Genomic DNA, 22,091 nt, shown 5'->3' with positions numbered 1-22,091 from the left:
GAACGACATTTAAGTAAAGTAAATGCAAGAGTTTAATGATTTATACAAAAAGTGGAATGGCAAATTCATCTGAAAGTCTTGTTATTTGAGCAATTACTCTAATTTTTAGAAAAATATAATGACTTGCGTAATAAAAAAAGACCGAATTACATAAAAATAGTAGTATAAAAAATAAACATTCAGAATAAAGATATGATCATTGGCACAATGAGAATGGAGAATAACGCATGGAAACCCTATCCTATAACATCAGAATTTACGCCTCTCCCGAGGAGGTTTGGAAAACACTCTGGACACCTGAAAGTTACCAGACCTGGACAAAATTCTTTTCCTGTGACTCAACCATGCAAACCGACTGGAAAGTGGGTGGTAAAACTTATTTTGGTGATGGCAAGGGCAATGGTATGGTCTCCACCATTGAAAGTCTGGATGAGCCTAAAGAGGTGGTGTTTAGGCATCTTGGCATGATTCAGGATGGAAAAGAGGATTTGGAAAGTGAGGAGGTGAAAGCTTGGGCAGGCGCATTGGAAAAATATATGCTCTTTGACTTTGATGGTGAAACCCAACTGCATGTAGAAGTTGATGTACAGCCTGAACATATCGAGTTTATGAATAAAGGCTTTAATCAGGGACTTGCGATGGTTAAACACTTGGCGGAAAAATAACGAGAAAGCCACGCAATAGATAGGGGGTAATTGAAAGGCGATTTTATTTTAAATTGATAAATATTCATTTTTTTGAATTGTTCAGTTGAAATAATACGAAAACGTCTCATGATCTGCTATTCTATGCCACTTCATTTTTACTTAACCCGAGGCAGAGATGACGCAACAAAACGCTCAATCGACTTCTGAACAAACACTTTCTGAAAACGATTTAATCGCACAGCGTCATGCCAAATTAAAACAAATTCAGGATACTGCAAAGGAAACTGGCAAGAGTCCTTGGCCGAATACATTTAAGCGTGAGCATTATACTGCTGACCTGCAAGAACAGTTTAAGGAACAGGACAAGGCACAGATTGAAGGTGCTGAAAAAGTCTATGTAAAGGTTGCGGGTCGTGTCATGCTGAACCGTGGATCATTCATTGTGATTCAGGACATGACAGGTCGTATCCAGCTTTATGTTGACCGTAAAGGTTTGCCAGCTGAAACTTTGGAAACAATCAAAAGTCTGGATCTCGGCGATATTATTGCGGCTGAAGGTTATATAGGGCGTTCTGGTAAAGGTGATTTATATGTACACCTTGAACAGTTTGAATTGTTGACCAAGTCACTTCGTCCACTACCAGATAAATTTCACGGTTTAACCGATACCGAAGCGAAATATCGTAAACGTTATTTAGACCTGATCGTCAACGAAGAAACTCGTAAGACATTTGAAATCCGTGCCAAGGTTGTGGCGGGGATTCGTGCGTTCTTAAGCAATGAACGTTTCATGGAAGTTGAAACCCCAATGATGCATGTGATTCCTGGTGGTGCGTCAGCTCGCCCATTTGAAACGCATCATAATGCTTTGGATATGCCGTTGTTCCTACGTATCGCACCAGAGCTGTACTTAAAGCGTTTGGTGGTGGGTGGTTTCGAGCGTGTATTTGAAATTAACCGTAACTTCCGTAATGAGGGAGTTTCAACACGCCATAACCCTGAATTCACCATGATTGAGTTTTATCAGGCTTATGCTGACTATAAAGACCTGATGGCATTGACCGAAAATATGCTTGAAAAGCTTGCCCTTGATATTCTGGGTACGACTGATGTGCCATATCAAGGCGAAGTATTTAGCTTTAAAGGTCCATTCAAGAAAATCTCAATGTTTGATGCGATTCTTGAACATAATCCTGATTTCACACGAGAAAATGTCAATGACCGTGAGTTTTTGGCGAAGTTCACTCAGGAAGTGCTTAAAGAGCAAGTGAAACCTGGCTTTGGTTTAGGTAAATTACAGACCATCGTGTTTGAAGAGACTGTGGAAACCAAACTACGTCAGCCAACATTCATTACTGAATATCCAGCGGAAACGTCACCGCTTGCACGCCGTAATGATGATAATCCACACATTACTGATCGTTTTGAGTTCTTTATTGGTGGTCGTGAGTTGGCAAATGGTTTCTCAGAGCTAAACGACCCGATTGATCAGGCTGAACGTTTTCAGGCACAGGTGGCTGAAAAAGACGCGGGTGATGATGAAGCCATGCATTATGATGCCGAGTTTGTGGAAGCACTTGAATATGGTCTGCCTCCTACAGCAGGTGAGGGAATTGGTATTGACCGTTTGGTTATGCTTTTTGCTGATGCGCCGAGTATCCGTGATGTGATTTTATTCCCACATATGCGCCGTAAAGATTAATTTTTTAATCCTATAAATACTTGAAAAGGCCGCTTTTAAAAGTGGCCTTTTTGTTTGGATGTTAAAAAAATGTAATTGTTTCGTTTAATGATTGAAAAGTGCGGATAAAAAAACGATGATGTCCTGCATAAATATATCTGAGAATATTTCTGGCATGTTTTTGAAAAAATCACTGTCTATGGCGGTATTTTCCTGCTTTTCTTCTATTACCCTTGCTCAGGGTTTAGTGCTGAATGATGAAAATTTACGTACCGATTTAAACTGGTTAAACCAGCAGGGTGTCATTCAGATCAGTACCTCGACCTGGCCATTAAGTGGTGATGAAATTCAACGTGCCTTGGCACAGGCGAAAGTCAATAATAACACCCAGCAAAAAGTGGTTAATTCAGTCATTAATTCGCTAAAGGCAGATAATGCGCCAGCCAAGGTTGGTTTACATGCTGGTACTGACTTAAAAACAATTCCTCAAACATTTGCTGATAATCAAAAATCACAATATCAGGTTGCGGCTGAGTTTAATGTTGGCAGTGAGAACTGGGATGCAAAGCTTCGTATCAATGGCGAAAAAGATCCCTTGATTGATAATGGACATGATGCCAATGTCGAGGGTTCCTATCTTGCGGGCAAACTCTGGAATCAATGGATCATTGCTGGGCAAATCCCAACTTACTGGGGGCCAGGACATGATGGAAGCCTGATTCGTGGTGATGCCAGCCGTCCTGTTTACGGGTTAACCGCTCAGCGTGCGGTACAGAATGCCTTTGAAACGAAGTGGCTGTCATGGATTGGCCCTTGGCAATATCAGGCATTTGCAGGGCAACTGGACGATTACAAAGCTGTACCAAATACAAAACTGATCGGTTTACGTTTAACTGCTCAACCTTTACCCTATCTGGAGCTTGGTGCTTCACGTGCAATCCAGATTGCTGGGAAAGGTCAGCCTAATAGTTTTAAGGCATATTGGAATGCTGTTATTGGTAAAGATAACGGATGTGATGACAGTGGATGTGTAGGTGACGACAATGCATCAAACCAAATTGCTGGTTTCGATGGTCGTTTATTGCTACAGCCATTATTTAATCTCCCTATCAGTTTATATACTCAATTTGTTGGTGAAGATGAGGCTGGTGGTTTACCTGCAAAATATTTATATTTGGCAGGTGCCGATTTTTCTTCAAGCTATAAAAATCTACCTTACCAGCTTTATGTGGAATGGGCGGATACACGTACCAATGGTGAGGTGAGCGGTATTTCTTATAGTCATCACCAATATAAAGATGGCTATTATCAGCATGGTTTCCCATTAGGACATGCAATCGGTGGTGATGGGCAGATGTATTCTGTTGGTGGTGACATTCGCTTTGATGTGATGAACCGCCTAAGTGGGCGTGCCTTATATGCCAAAGTAAACCAGTCCAATTTAGCCATTAATGCGGCATTTCCAAAAGAAGATACCATTAAGGGGCTGGACCTCACCTGGACACACTATATAAAACCTACACTTCCACTGAAAGTGAATGGCTGGGTCAGCGACTCTGATTTAAATGGCCGTGATGGTGGTGTTTCAGTGGGAGTTGAAATTCCACTGGAACGCAATATGTTCGGTTTCTAAATCAATCAATTCAGAAAGAAGCCTGTATAGGCTTCTTTCTGTCATATAAATTCATGTGAAATTTATTGTATCTATATTCCTGAATATAATTTTCATATCATAATTTTGCATATTGATATGAAAAAACAAGCTAAAGAACTCGATCTAAATTATTATAATGGATAACCTTTGCTAGCAGGATCATTTATCCGCTAGGCAGAATATTGATATCACGAAAAATTGGAGTTGTTATGGCACTCGTTCCTCCACACGGTCTTCCAAGTGGTGGTTTAATACCACTTATAGATTTTATGGGTAACATGGATAAGGAGGGATGTGTTCATGACTGATAATAGACTTACTCACCTTAAGCAGCTTGAGGCTGAAAGTATTCACATTATTCGTGAAGTGGCTGCTGAATTTGAAAATCCAGTCATGCTGTATTCGATTGGTAAAGACTCGGCAGTGATGCTGCACTTGGCATTAAAGGCATTCTATCCAGCCAAGCTTCCATTTCCACTACTGCATGTAGATACGGGCTGGAAATTTAAGGACATGATTGCATTTCGTGACAACATGGCAAAAACACATGGTTTTGATCTGATTGTGCATCAAAATGCTGAAGGGCGTGATGCAGGGATCAACCCATTTGATCATGGTAGTTCGAAATATACCGACATCATGAAAACTCAGGGCCTAAAGCAAGCGCTGGATAAATACCAGTTTGATGCCGCTTTTGGTGGTGCACGTCGTGATGAGGAAAAATCACGTGCCAAAGAGCGTGTCTATTCATTCCGTGACACCAAGCACCGTTGGGACCCGAAAAACCAGCGTCCAGAACTTTGGAACCTTTACAACGGTAAAGTGAACAAAGGCGAAAGTATTCGTGTATTCCCGTTGTCCAACTGGACTGAGTTGGATATCTGGCAATATATCTATCTGGAAAATATTCAAATCGTTCCTCTTTATTTCTCTGCGGTTCGCCCAGTGGTTGAGCGCAGTGGCACGTTGATCATGGTGGATGATGAACGTATGCGTTTAAAAGAGGGTGAAGTTCCACAAATGAAATCGGTACGTTTCCGTACATTAGGCTGCTATCCATTAACGGGTGCGGTTGAGTCTGAAGCGGACACCTTGCCAGAAATTATCCAGGAAATGCTTTTAGCCACCAGTTCAGAGCGTCAGGGTCGTATGATTGACCATGATGAGGCTGGCTCGATGGAAAAGAAAAAGCAGGAAGGTTATTTCTAATTTCCTTAAACAAGTCCCTCTTTTTTAAAGAGGGACTTAGGGAGATTAAAACCGATTTCTAAAGAATATGTGGAGTTTGAGCGATGTCTCACCAATCAGATTTGATTAGCCAGGATATCTTGGCATATTTAAAACAGCACGAACAAAAAGACCTGTTGCGTTTCCTGACCTGCGGTAATGTGGATGATGGTAAAAGTACCTTAATTGGCCGTTTGCTTTACGATTCAAAATTGATTTATGAAGATCAATTGCAGGCAGTGACCCGTGACAGTAAAAAAGTGGGTACCACAGGCGATGCGCCTGACCTTGCCTTGCTTGTCGATGGCTTGCAGGCAGAACGTGAGCAGGGCATTACCATTGATGTCGCTTACCGTTATTTCTCTACAGAGAAACGTAAGTTTATTATCGCGGATACCCCAGGACATGAACAATATACCCGTAACATGGCAACAGGTGCTTCAACGGCTGATCTTGCCATCATTTTGATTGATGCGCGTTATGGTGTACAAACCCAAACTCGTCGTCATACCTTTATTGCAAGCTTGCTCGGTATTCGAAATATCGTGGTCGCGATCAACAAGATGGACTTGGTTGAGTTCTCTGAAGCACGTTTCAACGAAATTCAGGTTGAATATGATGCCTTTGTCAGCCAATTGGGCAACCGCCGTCCAGAGAATATCCTGTTTGTGCCAATCTCGGCATTGAATGGCGATAATGTGGTAAATCCATCAGCAAGCACACCGTGGTACAAGGGCCAAACCTTGATGAGCATCCTTGAGTCAGTGGAAATTAAACGTGATTCAAATAAAAAAGAATTCCGTTTCCCTGTTCAGTATGTAAACCGTCCAAACCTTGATTTCCGTGGCTTCGCAGGAACGATTGCGCTGGGTGAAATCAATGTGGGTGATGAAATTGTTGCCTTGCCATCAGGTAAAAAATCAACGGTCAAAGAGATTGTGACCTTTGATGGCAATATTGAGCAAGCCATCGCAGGTCAGGCGGTGACTTTAACGCTGAATGATGAAATTGATATTTCTCGTGGTAACGTTTTAGTTCGTGCTGGCGAGCAACCCTTGATTTCACGTTCTGTACGCGCATCAGTGGTATGGATGACTGAGCATCCTTTGGTCAAAGGCAAACTGTACAATGTGAAGATTGGTACACAGACTGTTCCTGCCAAAGTGACTGAAATTAATTTCCGTGTGAATGTTAATACACTTGAGCATACTCAGGTTGAAGAGCTTGAGCTGAATGCGATTGCTGATGTGGTAATTGAATTTGATGCGCCAGTGGTGTTTGACCAATATCAGGACAGTCGTTATACAGGTTCATTTATCTTTATTGACCGTTTAAGCAACGTCACTGTTGGCGCTGGTATGGTTGAAGCGGCAGTTGAATGGACAGCGCATAGCAATCCTGTGACTGCGGAAGATCGTGCGGCACGTTTGGGTCAAAAACCTGCGGTGATTGGTGTTTCAGCACAATTGATTGAACAGGCTCTGGCTTTGGAAAGTTTGTTGATTCAACAGGGTGTAGTTGCGATTGCCAAAGCGAATTTGACTGCTGAACAAATTAATTTGTTACGCGAAACGGGTGTGGTGGTGATCACGACAGCTGTAGAGGGTACAGATACCGATGTGACAGCGGATAGTGTTGAAGAGGCTGCTGAAAAAGTAGTGGAATTGGTTCGTCTTTAATGGACTGAATTGATTTAAAAATTAAACCCGCTTTATGGCGGGTTTTTTTATGGATTGAAAATGGAAGCTTTAGAATGCATAAGCTGATAATTTCAAGATATGTTGATAAATGTCTTTTGGATAATCCCGAATTAAATCTAAAAATACCTCTTTATTGCCTTGATATAAGGCACGGGTTGCTTCCTCATAATTCGGCATATTGCCTAACATGGCTGACATAAAACGATCTGTAGCCTGCTTTGCCAGCATCTTGTTGCTTTCTGAGTTCGGATCATTCAGTTCCTTGTCGATCAGCTTACGGATCACAGCCGATGCGCTTGAGCTTTGCTGATCAAGCCAATCCCAATGCCTCTGTTGCAAGGTAATTTCGCGTGAGATCACGCCCAGTTTAGGTCGTCCAACTTTCTTGACCGTTTCGGGATGCTCGGCATAACGTTGTTGAATATCCTGCTTCGAACCTGAAATATCAAGGTCAATTTGTTTACCCGTTTGATCATTAAAAATCAACACGGTGGCATTGGACTGGTTTGCATGTTGTTGGATGGCTGTTGCAACGTCTACTAGGGGGCCGCTTGCCAAACATTGCTCATCCAGAAAAGCGGTATAGGTCATTTGAGTGTTCATTTCTTTTACATAATTTTATACGGGTAAAATAATATTATCAGGGTAAAAATAATTTTGCAAATTGCTCATTTAATATTTTAGTGGATGCTCAATTCTGTTAAGGGAAGTACCAAAATTTTCCCAGCAGATGAATACTGAGGATGAATATCCATTTTTGATTTTTATTCTGTTTTGCTATGGCTTTTATGAGACAATACTTCTTTAAGTTTGTATATAAGGACTCCCATGATTGAGCAATCTCCTGAATCTTTAAGCGATATCGAAATTTTAGACATTTTACAGTCGATGAAAAAAGATGAGCTTGATGTAGAAGCAAAAGAGATGATCCGTAATGGGGGGAAAGCTGGACGTCAGGAAGCGCACAAACAGGCGTTGGTTGCACTAAACACCAGTTTTGAAGAAAAGTTTGTGGAAGCGGTGACATTGGCGTTGGGTTTGAATTCAGGTCAGGCCAAAAAAATCCGTTATAAAAAAGACCGTATCCGTATTTTAAAGGCGCGTGGGATTGATTATCTGGCGATTGATGGTGCAGAAACGGCTCAGGTTCTGGCTCAGGTCGCACAGGCAATTGGCCGTGAAGACGCGATTGTCACGCATGATTTGCACAATATTTTTCCATTCTGGAAAGAGGGCTGGCCGATGGTTCAGTTTGACAATGTCTACAAGATTCTGGCGGAAGATATTGCCATTCATTATCAGGCAATGCTCGATGAATTAATTTCACTGTATGGTGGAAACTAAAAAATATGGTTATATATTGCTTTACAGTAATTTAACCAGTCGATAAACAATAACAAGGATTGTTAATTTTATGAGTTTACCACCTATTATTCCACAAGAGGCTTTACAGGCACTTCGTGAGGGTAAATTGATTGATGCGATTAAGATTACTCGCGAAAGAACAGGCTTGGGGCTAAAAGAGTCCAAAGATTTAATTGATCAGTATCTAAAAGATCATCCACATGAGCAGGCACAGATTCAGCAACAGCTTGCCCAGCATAGCCGTGGTGGTATCAAATTCTTTGTACTGCTCTTTGCTATTATTGCTTTGCTATTTTGGTTTGTTGCAAAGTAAAAAAAGCCCATTTAGATGGGCTTTCTACTTTTTAGGATTAGCTTTCCTGTGTAGGTAATTCCGATTCTTGATTTGGCATGATCTGGGTCACAAGTAGCTGGTCAATTTTATAATGATCAATATCGACCACTTCAAACTTAAAACCCGCATATTCTACAGCATCGGCTGGACGCGGAATCTTCCGCAAGCGATACATGATAAAACCCGCAATGGTTTCGTAGTTTTCATTTTCTGGAAACTCTTCAATGGCCAGCGCATGTTTCACATCTTCTATTGGCGTGCTGCCGTCAATAAACCATGAATGGTTGTCCCGTTTGATGATCTGCTGTTCCTCTTCCATTGGCGTCACCCAGTCACCCATCACGGTAATCATGATGTCACTGAGGGTAATTACACCCACCACCAAAGCATATTCATTGATCACGACTGCAAATTTTTCTTTGGTTGAACGAAAACGGTCCAGTAGTTCAGACAGGGTGAGGGTGTCAGGAATAATCAGGACGGTACGGATGGTTGATTCATTTAGTTGTAGTAATGACTGGTTGTTTAGAATCCGAACCAGAATATCTTTGGCATCCACATAGCCAATCACCTGATCAATATGTTCATTACAGACAAGGAATTTTGAATAAGGATATTCCGCCAGTTTTTGCCGAATACTATTTTCATTTTCTTTCAGGGTAAAATACACCACATTTTCACGTGTGGTCATACTGGATGGAACCGTACGTTCCTCAAGCTCAAACACATTCTCAATAAAATGGTGTTCCTGTTTTTGTAGAACGCCTGCCTGTGCACCTGCATCCATAACTGCTGAAATATCATCAAAGGTGATATTGTCGTCACGAATGGTGTTTACCTTAAACAGGCGGAACAACAGGTTGGCACTTGCATTAATTCCCCAAGCCAGGGGTTTACAGATTTTGATGAAAATCTGAATTGGCTCAATCACACTAATCGAAATCTTTTCGGGTGCAATCATCGCCAGACGTTTTGGCATGAGGTCGGCAAACAGGATAAACAGCGAAGTGACCAAGGTAAAGGAGAGGGCGAAACCAATCGTTTCCAGCCAGGGTCCTGTATAGAACCGTGCAACAAACTCCACAAAATAGGGGCGAAACGCCCCTTCACCTAAAATACCGCCTAAAATGGCAATCGCATTTAAACCAATTTGTGAGGCGGCAAAGAAGTCGGCAGACTGTTCCTGCAAGTCCAGAACTTTCTGTGCACGGATTTCGCCTGATTCCGCTAATATCTTCAGTTTAACCTTTCGCGCGCCTGCAAGGGCAATTTCAGTAAGTGATAGAAAACCCGCCGCAGAAATAAGCAGAATAATGACAATAATATTTTGGAAGAGACTCACACATCACCTGTGGTGCATATTATTATGAATATGTTGTAACACAAAAAAGTAGTGAGGTAATCAGAACATTACCTCAGTGTAACAATAGCGTTCGGCAAGCATACTCGTAGAAAGCCAAGTATTATTGTAAAACAATATGTTAATATTGTGAAAACTGCGAATTATTTAAAAGAAATTCACGATTTTCTTCTTCAATCATTTGCCGTGCCACAAACAGAATCAACTGTCTTAACCAGCGATGCGCTGGATGATGATGCAATAAAGGACACCAGGCCATCTTTAATTCAAATTCAGGAATATAAAATGGAGGATCCTTTATAATCAGTTTTGGATTCTGTGCCTGTAGACGTGCCATACGTGTTGGGAGTGTGGCAATCAAATCAACATTCTGTGCCAGAAGAGCAGGCATTTGATAATGACGGGTAAATACCGAAATTTTACGGCGTTGACCAATCCGTTCCAAGGCCTGATCAATCCAGCCTAAACCAGCCTGTTTGTCTGGGTTGACGCCAAAGCCGACACCCATACCTGTCTTGGATACCCAGATATGCTGGGCGTCTAAATAACTTTTTAAATTAAGATGGGTTACGGCAGGGTGCTTGTCATTTAAAATACAGCTAAAGCTGTCGCGCCAAACCAACACTTGATGGAAGCTTTGTGGAATTTCATTAAAACGGTTAATTGCCAGATCAACCTTACCTTGTTCCATATCACGGTAGGACACGTCACTTGGAGTCAGGAAGTCCAAAACAACATTCGGCGCTTCAGAACGCAAGGCTTTTACAAGGCGGGGAACCAAAGTGGCTTCAGCATAATCGGAGGTCATAATGCGGAACACACGATTGCTGGTATAGGGTCTGAACTCGGTACGGGGTTCCAGAATCATGGAAAGGTCTGACAGTGCGTCACGAATACGGGGTTGCAGTTCCAGTGCCCGTTCAGTTGGTGTCATCCCTTCGGAAGATCGGATCAGGAGAGGGTCATTAAATAAGTTACGCAAACGGCGTAAAATATTACTCATTGCGGGTTGGGTAACACCTAATTGTTCCGCTGCGCGTGTGACATTTTTTTCACGAAGAAGTACATCAAGATAAATTAATAAATTGAGATCAACCCGCTCCAGATTCATAAAAAAAATACCGAAAATAAAATCCTTAAATTATGTTGAATTATGCCATATTTAAAGCTGTTTGTGTAACTTAATCCTACAAAAAGCCTTGGCTATCAGTCCAATCACGGAATCATTTCCCCATGAGAAAATTTCACTTTCATAAAGGGATAAAATTTATCTATAGACTGGGCTATAAATGGCAAAAAATGTCAGTTTTGGAGGAAGTGGCAAGTCTTAATATTGTATTTAAATAAGTCAAATGTAAGAAATAAGAGAATTTCATAAAAGTTTTTAATCATTAAAAGATTATGAATAACAATGGTTTGATCTGGTTTTTAATCCAAATAAAATGACCTTTATTCCTATATTTCATAAGAAAATACCGAAAATTACCCAATAATATTGGATAAATTGATTGCCACAGACTAAGCTGTGCAAAATATTGAAGAAGTGCTTGAAATCTCGCCTATAAAAAAGCATGATTTTCAGCGTCCATTCGATGCCAATCCCTCTAAAGGAATATATCATGTCTACATATTTAACAGCGATTGATGCAATCCGCGAATTAAAAGCAAAATTCGGCGACACTTGGCGCGATATTAGCCCAGAAGATGCTGCACGTATGCAAATGCAAAACCAATTCAAAACTGGTTTAGATATCGCTAAATACACAGCTGCTATCATGCGTAAAGATATGGCTGAATACGACGCTGACTCTAGCAAATACACTCAATCATTAGGTTGCTGGCACGGTTTTATCGCGCAACAAAAAATGATTGCGAACAAAAAATACTTCGGTACAACTTCTAAGCGTTACATCTACCTTTCTGGTTGGATGGTTGCTGCTCTTCGTTCAGAATTTGGTCCACTTCCTGACCAATCTATGCACGAAAAAACTTCAGTACCTGCTTTGATCGAAGAAATCTATACTTTCTTACGTCAAGCTGATGCGAAAGAATTAAACGATTTGTTCCGTGCATTGAAAAAAGCGCAAGAAGCTGGTGACACTGCTAAAGCTGCTGAAATCACTGCTCAAATCGATGGTTTCCAAACTCACGTTGTGCCAATTATTGCTGACATCGACGCTGGTTTTGGTAACGAAGAAGCGACTTACCTACTTGCTCGTAAAATGATCGAAGCTGGTGCTTGTGCGCTTCAAATTGAAAACCAGGTTTCTGATGCGAAACAATGTGGTCACCAAGCTGGTAAAGTAACTGTTCCACATGAAGACTTCATCGCTAAAATCCATGCATTGCGTTATGCATTCTTAGAAATGGGTCTTGATGACGGTATCATCGTTGCGCGTACTGACTCTGAAGGCGCTGACTTGACTCAAAAAATCCCAGTGGTTAAAGAGCCAGGCGACATCGCTTCTCAATACATCAGCTACTTAGACACAACTGAAATTGATATCTCTGAAGCTCAGGAAGATGAAATCCTGATCAAACGTAACGGTAAATTACACCGTCCTAAGCGTTTAGCTTCTGGTTTATATCAATTCCGTGAAGGCACTCAAATTGACCGCGTAGTACTTGACTGTGTGTCTAGCCTTCAAAACGGTGCTGATCTTCTTTGGATCGAAACTGCGACTCCAAACGTAGAAGAAATCGCGCACATGGTTAACCGTGTTAAAGAAACGATTCCAAATGCTAAGCTTGTTTATAACAACAGCCCATCATTTAACTGGACCTTAAACTTCCGTCAACAAGCTTACGACCGTTGGGTTGCTGAAGGTAAAGACGTTTCTGCTTACGACCGTGCTAAATTAATGAGCGCTGAGTACGATGAGACTGAATTAGCTGCTGATGCTGATGCTAAGATCCGTACATTCCAGGCAGATGCTTCTCGTGAAGCAGGTGTGTTCCATCACTTGATCACACTTCCGACTTACCACACTGCTGCTCTTTCTACACATGAGCTTGCACAAGGTTACTTCGGTACTGAAGGTATGTTGGCTTATGTTGCTGGCGTACAACGTAAAGAAATCCGTGGTGGTATCGCTTGTGTTAAACACCAAGCAATGGCGGGTTCTGACATCGGTGATGATCACAAAGAAATCTTCTCTGGTGACAACGCTCTTAAAGCGCACGATGATGCTAAAAACACAATGAACCAATTCGCTGCTCACTAAGCTTTGAATTGATTTAAAAAAACCCTGCGTAAGCAGGGTTTTTTATTGGTGAGATAATTGTTTTTAGAAGCTCACTGGATATTATTCAGCTTCTTTTTTTAGTTGATATTTGTCTGCCAAGGCACCTGTAATTTCATTGCCCTCAAGGTCCAGAGCTTTAAGATAGCCCTCGGCAACAAAGTATTTTCGGCTATCACCAGCCTTGTCTAACTCAATAACAGAGCCGTTCTTGCTGTCAAACTGGAAGCTACCTTTCGTTTCAAATGCTTTGCCATCACCTTTGCCAAGGTAGGTTTCTTTAAGTTCGTAAGTTTTATCCTGATTTAGCTCAAGCTTGGTTTCAATGCCCTCACAGTCAGCACAAGGAAGCACACCTTTATATGTGCCATCCCAGTCCAGTGAGTTTTCTGCTGTATGTTCACTATCCACTACAGGTTCAGTAATAGCTTCTGTTGTTGCAGGAGGGGTATGTTCTTCAGTTTTTGGTTTTTCTGCTTTGTTACACGCTACTAGAAAAATAGATGCAAGAGAAATGGCAATAATAGATTTCTTCATACCTGATACAACCTTATGAAAATGTTGTTATCCAAGTTATGAAATTTTATAAAGAAAGTGTAGTAGGGGAATGTAAGTGTTATTTAACCTTTGGTAAAGCAAGCAAGGATTAACCTTGTCTTGCCTTAAAGCGAGGATTTGATTTGCAGATCACGTACAGCTTGCCACGACGTTTAACAATTTGGCAATCGCTACTACGTTGTTTCGCACTTTTGAGGGATGAACAAACTTTCATTTTAAAACCTATTTATTTAATGTAATGTTATAATATTACATTTAAGTGGCCTTGTAAAGAAAGCATAAGAATATAGTTGAAGTGTGATGATAGAAGAAAACCTTTTAGATGTATTAAAATACTCATCGTAAATTGTAGTCTATAAAGTTAAATATCTGATTCAATTATTATTTTTTAGGTGGCATATTTTGAGGGAATACTGACACCCTAAATCTTGCAAATTATCCTTTTTCGTTCCATCACCATATTAAACAGTCATTGCAAAGATTTTAAATCATTCCCAATAATGCTTTAACACTGTTTGATCACTTATTCCTACAGAATATTGACACTTCAAACCTTGCGCACTATCCTTTCCCTGCTGGCCTACATTGCCAGGCGGTTTTGACAGACCGCTTACAAAGGAGCATTTAAAGAACACGTTTCTTTAAGTGTTTATATCCTCGCGCCCCCTCTGCGGTGGAACGGGAGGGGGACACCTTCGGGTGTGCTGGGTCCTTTGTACCAGTCTGTCAACCCTCTTTCGTTTCGCCACCATTATTTGACAGTAATGTGGTGAAACTTCTTTATGCACAAAGGAGTTCGTTATGCCTACTATTTCTGTTTTTTCATCGGCAATCATTTCCAAAGCCTGTATTCCCATACATTCCAACAAGCCCTTAATGCTGTTTGATCGCCTATAGGTTTTACAAACTTTAGATCAAACCGACTAAAAAATCATATCGACAATAAAGCATCTGAGATGAGCCAAGGCACAGTCGTGTGTGGCCGTGTCATGCCTATTTTTTGCTATTCCTAAAGAGGCAGTGGCATTCTGATCTCATGCATATACAACAAAAAAACTTATGTTCAGTGGTGTGTTTATGCCAAATTTACAAATTTCCTCGCGAGCCTTGTCCGTGCTTGATTACTCAAGAAATCTTTTTAACTTATATGGATTTCAGCAGGTAGGTGTGGATCGGATTATTCGTGAAACAAATGTAGCGAAAGCAACATTTTATCGTTATTTTCAGTCTAAAGAAAAACTTATAGAGCTGTGCCTTGTTTTTCAAAAAGATACGCTAAAAGAAAAAATCAGGAGAATCAGGGCATGTTGCCGTCATTCAAATGTGGTTGATAAGTTGAGGAAAATTTATCTGCTCCATGTCGATTTAAATGGCCCGTATCATTTGCTGTTTAAGGCTATTTTTGAGCTTGAAAAGTTATATCCCAAGGCCGAGTGTTGGATTAACTGACAGTGCTAAATTTTTCAAGCAACGTGTTCACCGCATGTATGCACCAATTCTTAAAGCCTTGGGTTGGAAGCCTACAAATAAGTCTTGTGAAGTACGTTTAATTGTCCAGCCGCCAAAGAAGATCCAGAGTTACAGCGCATCTAAATATCCACGCTACGACATCGACAATTATTCAAAAATTCTAATTGATTCATTGAAAGGCATAGACCTGCTTTTCAAAGACGACAATGTATTTATTCAGGAAAAAGTACAGCTAGCTGAGCCAATAACAGGAGGTTGTGTCTGGTTATCTTGCGTATTTATAGCTGAAACGAATTGGCTTGATAGGAAAGTCGATTTTGAATGGTTGGCAGGGAGACAGGCATGAAAATTAAAATCGGTATCGACTGCGGTGTGAATACAGGTTTTGCGGTTGCAATAGATGGGATTTTAACCCGTGTTGAGTCAATGACAATTACACAAGCTATGGAGGCAGTTAAGGAGCTGCACAAACAACATCCTAATTTGATTGTCCGTATAGAGGACGCACGGAAGCGTACTTGGTTCGGCAATGCTGATGCACGTCAAGCCAAATCGGGAGCTGGTGTACGTGAGGGTGTTGGTTCAGTTAAGCGTGACTGTTCGATATGGGAGCAATTCTGTGTCGAACAAGGTATTCAGTTTGATCTGGTACATCCAGCAGCCAACATAACTAAAACTAAAGATGCCTACTTTAAAAAAATAACAGGTTGGTCAGGTAGAACAAATGAGCATGGTCGGGATGCAGCCATGCTCGTACATCAATTTAAAGCATCTAGTGGACTGCTCCCAGTATCCTAGACATCGAAGTAGTCTCATTTTGAAACTGCCTCAAATGCTTCTGGGCTCATTCCGTCGAGATGCGAATGGCGCCTAATCCGATTGTAAAACATCTCGATGTAATCAAACACATCTGCACGCGCCATTTCTCGAGTTTTATAGATTCTCTTTTTAATTCTTTCTTTCTTTAAGCTGCTAAAAAAGGATTCTGCAACAGCATTGTCCCAACAGTTTCCTCTGCGACTCATACTGGGAATCAAGTTATGCTTTTGACAGAATTTATGCCAGTCTCCGCTGCTGTATTGTGAGCCTTGGTCTGAATGTATGATCACAGGTTCATTGGGTCTGCGTCGCCATACTGCCATAAGAAGTGCATCCAAAACGATATCCTTAGCAAGCGTAGGTTTCATTGACCAACCGATGACTTTCCTTGAATATAAATCGAGAACCACAGCCAGATATAACCAGCCTTGCCATGTGCGGATGTAAGTAATATCAGTCACCCAAGAGGTGTCTGGAGTATTTACGACAAACTGTCGATTTAAATGGTTGGGTGGCACAATCTGAGGACGGCCTCGACCATAGCTTTTATGTTTCTTATACCCTCGTACAGCTGTAATACCATTGTTTTTCATGATCTTCAGTACACGATTAGGACCACAGCCTTCACCTAATTCTTTAAGGTCTAAAGTAATTCGTCGGTAACCATAGATACCATAGCTAGCATCATAAGAAGAACGTATGAGCTGTAATAAACGCTTGTCTTCAAGGGTTCTACTTGATTCAGGTTCATGTAGCCAAGCGTAATAGCCAGCGCGAGCGATCTTTAATACCCGACACATCGTTTTAATCTTAAATTGATGGCTGTATTCAAGGATGAATTGATACTTCACTCGGGCAGGCTTGCAAAGTACCTTGCGGCCTTTTTTAAGATATCTCGTTCCTCTTCAGTCTGTTTAAGCTGACTTTTAAGGCGTAGGATTTCTTTCTTTGCTTCAAGCAGTTCATGTTCATCATGATTGTTGTGTAATGGATGTACAGCTTTAAGCCATTTATAAATACTGTGTTGTGATACACCTAAACGTTCTGCCACATCACTGACAGAATATCCACGTTCAGTAATCAATTTAACAGCTTCATCTTTAAATTCTGGGGTATAGCGTTGTCCACTCATAATGTTCTCTCCTATGCAAAAAGAATAGACGATATTTGTCTAGGAGAGTGGTGGCAGTCCAAGAATAGACGATATTTGTCTAGGAGAGTGGTGGCAGTCCACATTGATTGAAAATTTAAAACGTTGCTAAACTAAGAATTTTAAAATATATATAATTTTTTCTAGGAATTATATAAAAATGGACCAGCCTCATTTTTTACCGTCAATATCAGTTGGTTTATTTAATAGAGCTAAAGAAGCTGCAAGGATGGGCCAAAGTTGCATTGTTATTCAATTATGTTCAGCAAGCATGGAAGCTTTTGTAAATGAATATATAGAGATTGGAACAAAATTAATTCAGGCAAAAGAGAAACATGATAAAAGACAAGAGGAAAATCAAAAATCAATTTTGACTAGAGGGAGTGTTTCATACTTTGTAGGTTTACCTAAAGTAGAAAAAGATTTGATTAATACATTGCGTACTCAGGAATCTGAGAGAAAACAAATTTTTATAAAAATAAATACTATTATTGAAGTATGTACAGGTAAACAATGGAATAAAGGCGATAAAGTATATCAAGATTATTGTACTTTGATTAATTTAAGAAATGCTCTAACACATCCAAGATCTCAATTAGTGACCTTGGGTAGTTATAATTATCCAGATTGTCTGAAACCATTTTATAGACAGAAATCAAAGGATTATTTCAAACACGTTAATCAATATCAGTCATGGATTGATGCAATTGATACCTCTGTTTTCGCAAATTGGTGTTTGAATGCGTTTATCAATATTATGCGTACAATGCTAAACGCTATGAGTGCCTTACCTAAGAATTTAGAAATTACGCGCTCCGTTGGAGTAACTTATCTAAATGACTTCAATTTTCAATAAACATTTATATATTACCCCTATAAGGTTCGACTTCACTGATCTAACTCACTGATCATTATGCTATTGAAAGAGCATAGTGATCATGTCTGATAAAGTAACTCCCGACTGGAAAAAGATAGAGCTAGATTATCGTGCTGGTATTAAGAGTTTGCGCCAGATCGCGAGTGAACATGGCATTAAAAGCGATAACACGATTCGCAAGCGTGCAGCCAAGTATGGCTGGCAACGTGACCTCAACCAGACGATCAATGATGTAGCCGATGAAATCGTAAGAAAGGACACGGTGCGCAATCAGGTGCGCAGCAAATCAGTGCATTCGGAAGAATTGCGCACTATCTACGATGAACGCCAAGACTTTGATATATCAGAAGAAGAAACGATAGAGGAAAATGCGAGGGCAATTGCGCAGGTGCGCATTGCGCACCGTAGAGACATTTCTCGGTCACGGAATCTTTTCGCTAAATTAATTGAGGAAGTAGAAGAACTCACCAATAAAGATTTGCAGCAAAATTTACAACAGATGCTCAATCAGTTCCTTGATGAAGGATGTATTGAATTCTTTGATGCTGTAGCTATTCAGAAACCAAAATATCGTTTAGACGCATCAGCAATCATTATCTCTGCTGCTGACCATGAATATTTTGATGAGTTAGAGCAAAAAGTAAAAGATTCAATGGGTGTCTCTTGTCACATTGATCCTGATCAGCGTGCCTGGTATGTCGTAACCCGTGATAATGATCTTAAAGGAGATCAGGCAAAGACTTGGCAGGAATATCCATCATTCCCTGAAGAAGCGTTTCAGGTTGCCAAGGATGGTAACTATTATGCAAAGGATATGGTAGTTGTGTATTACTTCTATCCTGAAGTATCTTGACTCGACCTCATAAACAAGCAGATCAGAGTGCCTAATATCCTATCGGGCAAAAGGATTCTAACTAATTAATTTTAAAAAACAAGTTTGATGTGATTTTAATTACCCCCTGTAGGGCAAGGTTAATTCTCACAATTACCCAATACTAAGGCAGTCAAAACGACTGTCTTTTTTATTGAGGTTTTATCTAATGTCTAGCACTGAACAACAAATCGAGCAGGAAATTCAGGGCAAAGGTTTAAATGCACCGCGTTTAATGCCTGAACATATTGATGGTGTGATTCTTAGCGAGCATTATTTTACTGCTGCTGATGGTTATCGAGCGAATCCCTGTTATGACCCACATAGCACACCCGATACTGTCTTACCTGTACCACATCAACTTGAACTATTAACTTTCTGTGTTCTTGTCCTTAAAAACGGCTTTACCGTCACAGGCGAATCAGCATGTATAAGCCCCGAAAACTTTGATGCTGAGATTGGCCGCAAGGTTGCGTATGAAAATGCCCGTATCCCCCTGTAAGGTTCGCTAATTATTCACTATTCAATAAAACTCTACGTCAAGGCGTAGAGTTTTTTATTGGGTGCAATGTGGACAAAATTACAATTAAAGAAATCTTGGCAGGATTAATAACATACGGTTGGATCATTGCGTTATCTATGTTTGGCGGTCTGGTCGCATTTATTAGACGGCTTAATCAAGCAAAAGAGCCACAGCCGCTGAGCGTTGTTTTCTGGCGTTTGACAGGTGAATTAATTGTCAGTGCATTTGCTGGAATCATTACGGTTTTGCTTTGTATTTACTGGGAAATGCCACTGGTACTGATTGGAGTTCTGGCAGGCATAGCGGGGCATTTGGGCGGTAAGGCAATTGATACTTTCGTGTTGATCTGGAAGTCAGTTATTAGTGGAGGGAAGATTCAATGAGCAAATTAACTTTTGATCAGGCTTTTGAGCGCTTGATTGGGCATGAGGGAAACTTCACAAACGATAAAAATGATCGTGGTAACTGGACCACTGGCATTATCGGGAAAGGTCAATTAAAAGGCACGAAATACGGCATTTCAGCAATGACCTATCCGCAACTTGATATTAAAAACCTGACTTTGGCACAGGCCAAAAATATCTACAAACGGGATTGGTGGGATGCGCTTAACGCAAACAGCATTAATCCAGCAATTGTATTTCAAGTGTGGGACTTTGCTATTAACGCTGGCATGGCTACAGCTAAGCGTAAATTACAAAGTGCTGTAGGTGTTGCTGATGACGGAATTATTGGGCCAGTCACGCTGCAAGTAATTAACAGTACTGATTTAAATGACGTGTTGATGAGGTTTAATGCAGAGCGCCTAACGTACTACACAAAACTATCGACATGGCCCAGTTATGGCAAAGGCTGGACAAATCGTGTCGCAGGGCAACTTAGATACGCAGCAGTCGATAATTGAAGTGAATTGTCAGCGCTCACTCTCATCATTGATTGTGAGCACTTTTTATTTTAATTATATTCTGTTAGTTTACTTCATCATGCATACATACTTGTGAAAAATCAAATTGCGGAACAAGATGTATGTATTCATTTAAAAGTTTGTATGCTTTCTCGCCAATAACAATTTTTTTTCTATTTACATCCGTTTTATTCCATGCCTGTTTTGATATATCTAAATTTTGAGCTTTAGCATTATGTTTAAATAGCGGCTGTGTTAATGCTGTATGCGCTCTTTCCCAAACTACATCATGTTTAACAACTTTAGCAATCATTCCGACAATTAATGTATTGTTCGGGTAGTTACCTTTTGCTAGTGCTCTTGTTCCAATTATGGACCCCTCACCAATGGATGTGTTTGGTAAAATGCCCACTTCGTCAGCCAGCCACACATGCTCACCAATAATGATGTTTTTAGATGGATTAACTCTATCGCCAGATTCAACATCATAAATTGCATGCGAGTCTTCGCATCTGAAATACACTTTTGTTGCAATCATTACATCATCACCGATGATAGCGAAAGTTCTTTCAGCAGTGTAGATAACTGATGGATTTGTGCATGTGACACGGCTCCCTAAAAGGACAAAACAGTCGATACCCACCCGCACAGCCCCAACCCATTTGCAGTTATCACCAACAACACATACACCGTTATCAGCAACAAAAATTATTCTACTATTACTTATCTTGCTATTTTCTTTAATAATAACCCCAGTTACGGATAAGCCAAAGAATTAACCACATGAATTTGAGGCTTATTCTTCTGACAAAGCTGATAAGCACATAAAGAGGAAAATACACCTGATAAGAAACCCGCAATTGAACGATGTTTTCCTGTGACCAAATGGTATTTTTCTTTCAGTAAACCTATTAACGTTTCAATTCTTTTTCGTTGACGTAAGTGAAATTCATCAGAAAATGGTAATAGCATAACTTTCATATTCTTTCTAGGATAGGTAATTAAATCAATGCCTTGCTCTTTAAGAGTTTCTTTTAGTGCTTGGCTGATATATCCCCGATCACCATAGACTCTTGCTGATAATCCATCAACTAGTTTTTCTACCTTTCTAATATCAGCAATATGTCCATTCGAGATATCTGAATTTACAATCTCCCCTTGATGATTCATCAACAGGTGTAATTTACAACCATAAAACCACCCCATAGAACTTTTACCACGAGAAGCAATATCATCTAAAGCATGATGTTCTTTAGGAATTCTTTTATTTTTACATACAGGCAAAGGTGTCGAATCAATCCATAGATATGAATCTTCCTTATGCTGATTTAACGCATAATGCAAAGCATGAATCGCAAGCTGATGTTGATTGATAAGAGTAAGTATATTTTTATAACAAGGTAACTCTTTAAACAACCTGCTTTCATATTGACATAGAAGTTGGAAAAAAGCTTTAAAGTTATGCATTTGAGAAGCTTTATAGCAAATGGAGATCGTCACAATTTCAGACAAGGAGAGTGTGGCTTGTCGGATACGTTGACGTTTCTTCTCCTGTTTGAGGAATTGCCAATAGATAGGTTCAAACTTTTTGAAAAAATCATCAACACTACAAAAAATTTCTGTAAAATCGTACATGGTAGTTAGAGCTTTTAGGTTGTGTCGTAACTTTCTAAATTGTTCTAACTACTTTTTTTTCAAGTCAATTTCTT

General features: G+C 40.2%; 23 protein-coding genes and 2 pseudogenes. 17 read left to right on the top strand and 8 right to left on the bottom strand.

Going from position 1 to position 22,091, the window contains the following annotated elements:
* Positions 1-227: 227 nt before the first annotated feature.
* From QLH32_RS04510 to cysN, 6 genes are all read left to right on the top strand, one after another.
* Positions 228-665, top strand: coding sequence for an SRPBCC family protein (locus tag QLH32_RS04510; protein ID WP_283268330.1), 438 nt, complete (start codon positions 228-230; stop codon positions 663-665).
* 157 nt (positions 666-822) lie between these two features.
* The gene (gene lysS / locus QLH32_RS04505) at positions 823-2,349 is read left to right on the top strand and encodes a lysine--tRNA ligase (RefSeq protein WP_283268328.1); all 1,527 of its coding nucleotides are present in this window, start codon (positions 823-825) and stop codon (positions 2,347-2,349) included.
* Between the two features lie 154 nt (positions 2,350-2,503).
* Entirely contained in the window at positions 2,504-3,961 is a 1,458-nt protein-coding gene (locus tag QLH32_RS04500; RefSeq protein ID WP_283268327.1) for a capsule assembly Wzi family protein, read from the top strand.
* Positions 3,962-4,191: 230 nt separating this feature from the next.
* Complete coding sequence (locus QLH32_RS04495; RefSeq protein WP_004677999.1) at positions 4,192-4,290, top strand: hypothetical protein; 99 nt, start codon at positions 4,192-4,194, stop codon at positions 4,288-4,290.
* Positions 4,283-5,191 carry a sulfate adenylyltransferase subunit CysD gene (gene cysD, locus QLH32_RS04490; RefSeq protein WP_004755735.1) on the top strand — a complete coding sequence of 303 codons (909 nt, stop codon included), beginning with the start codon at positions 4,283-4,285 and terminating at the stop codon, positions 5,189-5,191. The genes QLH32_RS04495 and cysD overlap by 8 nt, the downstream gene beginning before the upstream one ends.
* 83 nt (positions 5,192-5,274) lie before the next feature.
* The gene (gene cysN, locus QLH32_RS04485; RefSeq protein WP_283268323.1) at positions 5,275-6,888 is read left to right on the top strand and encodes a sulfate adenylyltransferase subunit CysN; all 1,614 of its coding nucleotides are present in this window, start codon (positions 5,275-5,277) and stop codon (positions 6,886-6,888) included.
* Positions 6,889-6,957: 69 nt separating this feature from the next.
* Here the strand turns inward: cysN and QLH32_RS04480 are convergent, their stop codons facing one another.
* Complete coding sequence (locus QLH32_RS04480) at positions 6,958-7,512, bottom strand: DUF2239 family protein (RefSeq protein ID WP_283268322.1); 555 nt, start codon at positions 7,510-7,512, stop codon at positions 6,958-6,960.
* Positions 7,513-7,737: 225 nt separating this feature from the next.
* Here QLH32_RS04480 and QLH32_RS04475 point away from each other — a divergent pair, with 225 nt between their 5' ends.
* Positions 7,738-8,253, top strand: coding sequence for a hypothetical protein (locus tag QLH32_RS04475; RefSeq protein ID WP_283268321.1), 516 nt, complete (start codon positions 7,738-7,740; stop codon positions 8,251-8,253).
* 70 nt (positions 8,254-8,323) lie between these two features.
* Complete coding sequence (locus QLH32_RS04470) at positions 8,324-8,587, top strand: ribosomal protein L7/L12 (protein WP_283268319.1); 264 nt, start codon at positions 8,324-8,326, stop codon at positions 8,585-8,587.
* A gap of 37 nt (positions 8,588-8,624) precedes the next feature.
* On the opposite strand, the gene paeA is transcribed toward QLH32_RS04470, so the two are convergent.
* Together paeA and QLH32_RS04460 are read right to left on the bottom strand one after the other, a co-directional pair.
* The gene (paeA, locus tag QLH32_RS04465) at positions 8,625-9,950 is read right to left on the bottom strand and encodes a polyamine export protein PaeA (protein WP_283268317.1); all 1,326 of its coding nucleotides are present in this window, start codon (positions 9,948-9,950) and stop codon (positions 8,625-8,627) included.
* Between the two features lie 139 nt (positions 9,951-10,089).
* Complete coding sequence (locus QLH32_RS04460) at positions 10,090-11,079, bottom strand: LysR family transcriptional regulator (RefSeq protein ID WP_267979997.1); 990 nt, start codon at positions 11,077-11,079, stop codon at positions 10,090-10,092.
* A 508-nt stretch (positions 11,080-11,587) separates the two neighbouring features.
* Here QLH32_RS04460 and QLH32_RS04455 point away from each other — a divergent pair.
* A complete protein-coding gene (locus QLH32_RS04455; RefSeq protein WP_283268315.1) occupies positions 11,588-13,192 on the top strand; it encodes an isocitrate lyase in 1,605 nt (534 codons plus the stop codon).
* 81 nt (positions 13,193-13,273) lie between these two features.
* Here QLH32_RS04455 and QLH32_RS04450 read toward each other — a convergent pair whose 3' ends face one another.
* A complete protein-coding gene (locus QLH32_RS04450; protein WP_283268314.1) occupies positions 13,274-13,747 on the bottom strand; it encodes a copper resistance protein NlpE in 474 nt (157 codons plus the stop codon).
* A 109-nt stretch (positions 13,748-13,856) separates the two neighbouring features.
* A complete protein-coding gene (gene ykgO / locus QLH32_RS04445; RefSeq protein WP_267979994.1) occupies positions 13,857-13,982 on the bottom strand; it encodes a type B 50S ribosomal protein L36 in 126 nt (41 codons plus the stop codon).
* Between the two features lie 845 nt (positions 13,983-14,827).
* On the opposite strand from ykgO, the gene QLH32_RS04440 reads away from it, so the two are divergent.
* From QLH32_RS04440 to QLH32_RS04430, 3 genes and pseudogenes are all read left to right on the top strand, one after another.
* Complete coding sequence (locus tag QLH32_RS04440) at positions 14,828-15,217, top strand: TetR/AcrR family transcriptional regulator (protein ID WP_349307082.1); 390 nt, start codon at positions 14,828-14,830, stop codon at positions 15,215-15,217.
* Positions 15,210-15,584, top strand: a pseudogene (locus tag QLH32_RS04435) (RusA family crossover junction endodeoxyribonuclease); the annotation flags it as partial. The gene QLH32_RS04440 and the pseudogene QLH32_RS04435, both read left to right, overlap by 8 nt.
* Positions 15,581-16,036, top strand: a complete 456-nt coding sequence (locus QLH32_RS04430) for a hypothetical protein (RefSeq protein ID WP_283268311.1) — start codon at positions 15,581-15,583, stop codon at positions 16,034-16,036. The pseudogene QLH32_RS04435 and the gene QLH32_RS04430, both read left to right, overlap by 4 nt.
* Positions 16,037-16,050: 14 nt before the next feature.
* Here the strand turns inward: QLH32_RS04430 and QLH32_RS04425 are convergent.
* Positions 16,051-17,189 (bottom strand): IS3 family transposase gene (locus QLH32_RS04425; RefSeq protein WP_279960563.1). Its coding sequence is split into 2 segments (ribosomal slippage): positions 16,051-16,931 and positions 16,931-17,189, totalling 1,140 coding nucleotides; the frame shifts between segments, so codons are not numbered across the junction.
* A 178-nt stretch (positions 17,190-17,367) separates the two neighbouring features.
* Between QLH32_RS04425 and QLH32_RS04420 the strand changes: the two genes are divergently transcribed.
* The 5 genes and pseudogenes from QLH32_RS04420 to QLH32_RS04400 all read left to right on the top strand — a co-directional run bounded on the left by QLH32_RS04420 (position 17,368) and on the right by QLH32_RS04400 (position 20,382).
* On the top strand, positions 17,368-18,063 hold the full coding sequence (locus tag QLH32_RS04420; protein WP_283268310.1) for a hypothetical protein: 696 nt from the start codon (positions 17,368-17,370) through the stop codon (positions 18,061-18,063).
* A gap of 577 nt (positions 18,064-18,640) precedes the next feature.
* A pseudogene (locus tag QLH32_RS04415) lies at positions 18,641-18,910 on the top strand (terminase); the annotation flags it as partial.
* Positions 18,911-19,124: 214 nt separating this feature from the next.
* The gene (locus QLH32_RS04410; protein WP_283268308.1) at positions 19,125-19,457 is read left to right on the top strand and encodes a Gp49 family protein; all 333 of its coding nucleotides are present in this window, start codon (positions 19,125-19,127) and stop codon (positions 19,455-19,457) included.
* Positions 19,458-19,525: 68 nt separating this feature from the next.
* Positions 19,526-19,861, top strand: coding sequence for a phage holin family protein (locus tag QLH32_RS04405; protein WP_283268307.1), 336 nt, complete (start codon positions 19,526-19,528; stop codon positions 19,859-19,861).
* Positions 19,858-20,382, top strand: coding sequence for a glycoside hydrolase family 108 protein (locus QLH32_RS04400; RefSeq protein WP_283268306.1), 525 nt, complete (start codon positions 19,858-19,860; stop codon positions 20,380-20,382). The genes QLH32_RS04405 and QLH32_RS04400 overlap by 4 nt, the downstream gene beginning before the upstream one ends.
* Before the next feature lie 64 nt (positions 20,383-20,446).
* Here the strand turns inward: QLH32_RS04400 and QLH32_RS04395 are convergent, their stop codons facing one another.
* Both QLH32_RS04395 and QLH32_RS04390 read right to left on the bottom strand, forming a co-directional pair.
* A complete protein-coding gene (locus QLH32_RS04395) occupies positions 20,447-21,025 on the bottom strand; it encodes an acyltransferase (protein WP_283268305.1) in 579 nt (192 codons plus the stop codon).
* 113 nt (positions 21,026-21,138) lie between these two features.
* Complete coding sequence (locus QLH32_RS04390; protein WP_283268303.1) at positions 21,139-22,017, bottom strand: IS982 family transposase; 879 nt, start codon at positions 22,015-22,017, stop codon at positions 21,139-21,141.
* Positions 22,018-22,091 lie beyond the last annotated feature (74 nt).

Source organism: Acinetobacter corruptisaponis (assembly GCF_030053775.1).
In the GTDB taxonomy this organism is placed as follows: Bacteria; Pseudomonadota; Gammaproteobacteria; order Pseudomonadales; family Moraxellaceae; genus Acinetobacter; species Acinetobacter corruptisaponis.
This window is presented reverse-complemented; position numbering and strand designations above follow the sequence as displayed.

What these genes read in the sequence shown, in the direction of transcription:
- QLH32_RS04510 (WP_283268330.1), top strand. Translation starts at nt 228, where the DNA reads ATGGAAACCCTATCCTATAACATCAGAATTTACGCCTCTCCCGAGGAG.
- lysS (WP_283268328.1), top strand. Translation starts at nt 823, where the DNA reads ATGACGCAACAAAACGCTCAATCGACTTCTGAACAAACACTTTCTGAA.
- QLH32_RS04500 (WP_283268327.1), top strand. Translation starts at nt 2,504, where the DNA reads ATGTTTTTGAAAAAATCACTGTCTATGGCGGTATTTTCCTGCTTTTCT.
- QLH32_RS04495 (WP_004677999.1), top strand. Translation starts at nt 4,192, where the DNA reads ATGGCACTCGTTCCTCCACACGGTCTTCCAAGTGGTGGTTTAATACCA.
- cysD (WP_004755735.1), top strand. Translation starts at nt 4,283, where the DNA reads ATGACTGATAATAGACTTACTCACCTTAAGCAGCTTGAGGCTGAAAGT.
- cysN (WP_283268323.1), top strand. Translation starts at nt 5,275, where the DNA reads ATGTCTCACCAATCAGATTTGATTAGCCAGGATATCTTGGCATATTTA.
- QLH32_RS04480 (WP_283268322.1), bottom strand. Translation starts at nt 7,512, where the DNA reads ATGAACACTCAAATGACCTATACCGCTTTTCTGGATGAGCAATGTTTG.
- QLH32_RS04475 (WP_283268321.1), top strand. Translation starts at nt 7,738, where the DNA reads ATGATTGAGCAATCTCCTGAATCTTTAAGCGATATCGAAATTTTAGAC.
- QLH32_RS04470 (WP_283268319.1), top strand. Translation starts at nt 8,324, where the DNA reads ATGAGTTTACCACCTATTATTCCACAAGAGGCTTTACAGGCACTTCGT.
- QLH32_RS04460 (WP_267979997.1), bottom strand. Translation starts at nt 11,079, where the DNA reads ATGAATCTGGAGCGGGTTGATCTCAATTTATTAATTTATCTTGATGTA.
- QLH32_RS04455 (WP_283268315.1), top strand. Translation starts at nt 11,588, where the DNA reads ATGTCTACATATTTAACAGCGATTGATGCAATCCGCGAATTAAAAGCA.
- QLH32_RS04450 (WP_283268314.1), bottom strand. Translation starts at nt 13,747, where the DNA reads ATGAAGAAATCTATTATTGCCATTTCTCTTGCATCTATTTTTCTAGTA.
- ykgO (WP_267979994.1), bottom strand. Translation starts at nt 13,982, where the DNA reads ATGAAAGTTTGTTCATCCCTCAAAAGTGCGAAACAACGTAGTAGCGAT.
- QLH32_RS04440 (WP_349307082.1), top strand. Translation starts at nt 14,828, where the DNA reads ATGTTCAGTGGTGTGTTTATGCCAAATTTACAAATTTCCTCGCGAGCC.
- QLH32_RS04430 (WP_283268311.1), top strand. Translation starts at nt 15,581, where the DNA reads ATGAAAATTAAAATCGGTATCGACTGCGGTGTGAATACAGGTTTTGCG.
- QLH32_RS04420 (WP_283268310.1), top strand. Translation starts at nt 17,368, where the DNA reads ATGGACCAGCCTCATTTTTTACCGTCAATATCAGTTGGTTTATTTAAT.
- QLH32_RS04410 (WP_283268308.1), top strand. Translation starts at nt 19,125, where the DNA reads ATGTCTAGCACTGAACAACAAATCGAGCAGGAAATTCAGGGCAAAGGT.
- QLH32_RS04400 (WP_283268306.1), top strand. Translation starts at nt 19,858, where the DNA reads ATGAGCAAATTAACTTTTGATCAGGCTTTTGAGCGCTTGATTGGGCAT.
- QLH32_RS04390 (WP_283268303.1), bottom strand. Translation starts at nt 22,017, where the DNA reads ATGTACGATTTTACAGAAATTTTTTGTAGTGTTGATGATTTTTTCAAA.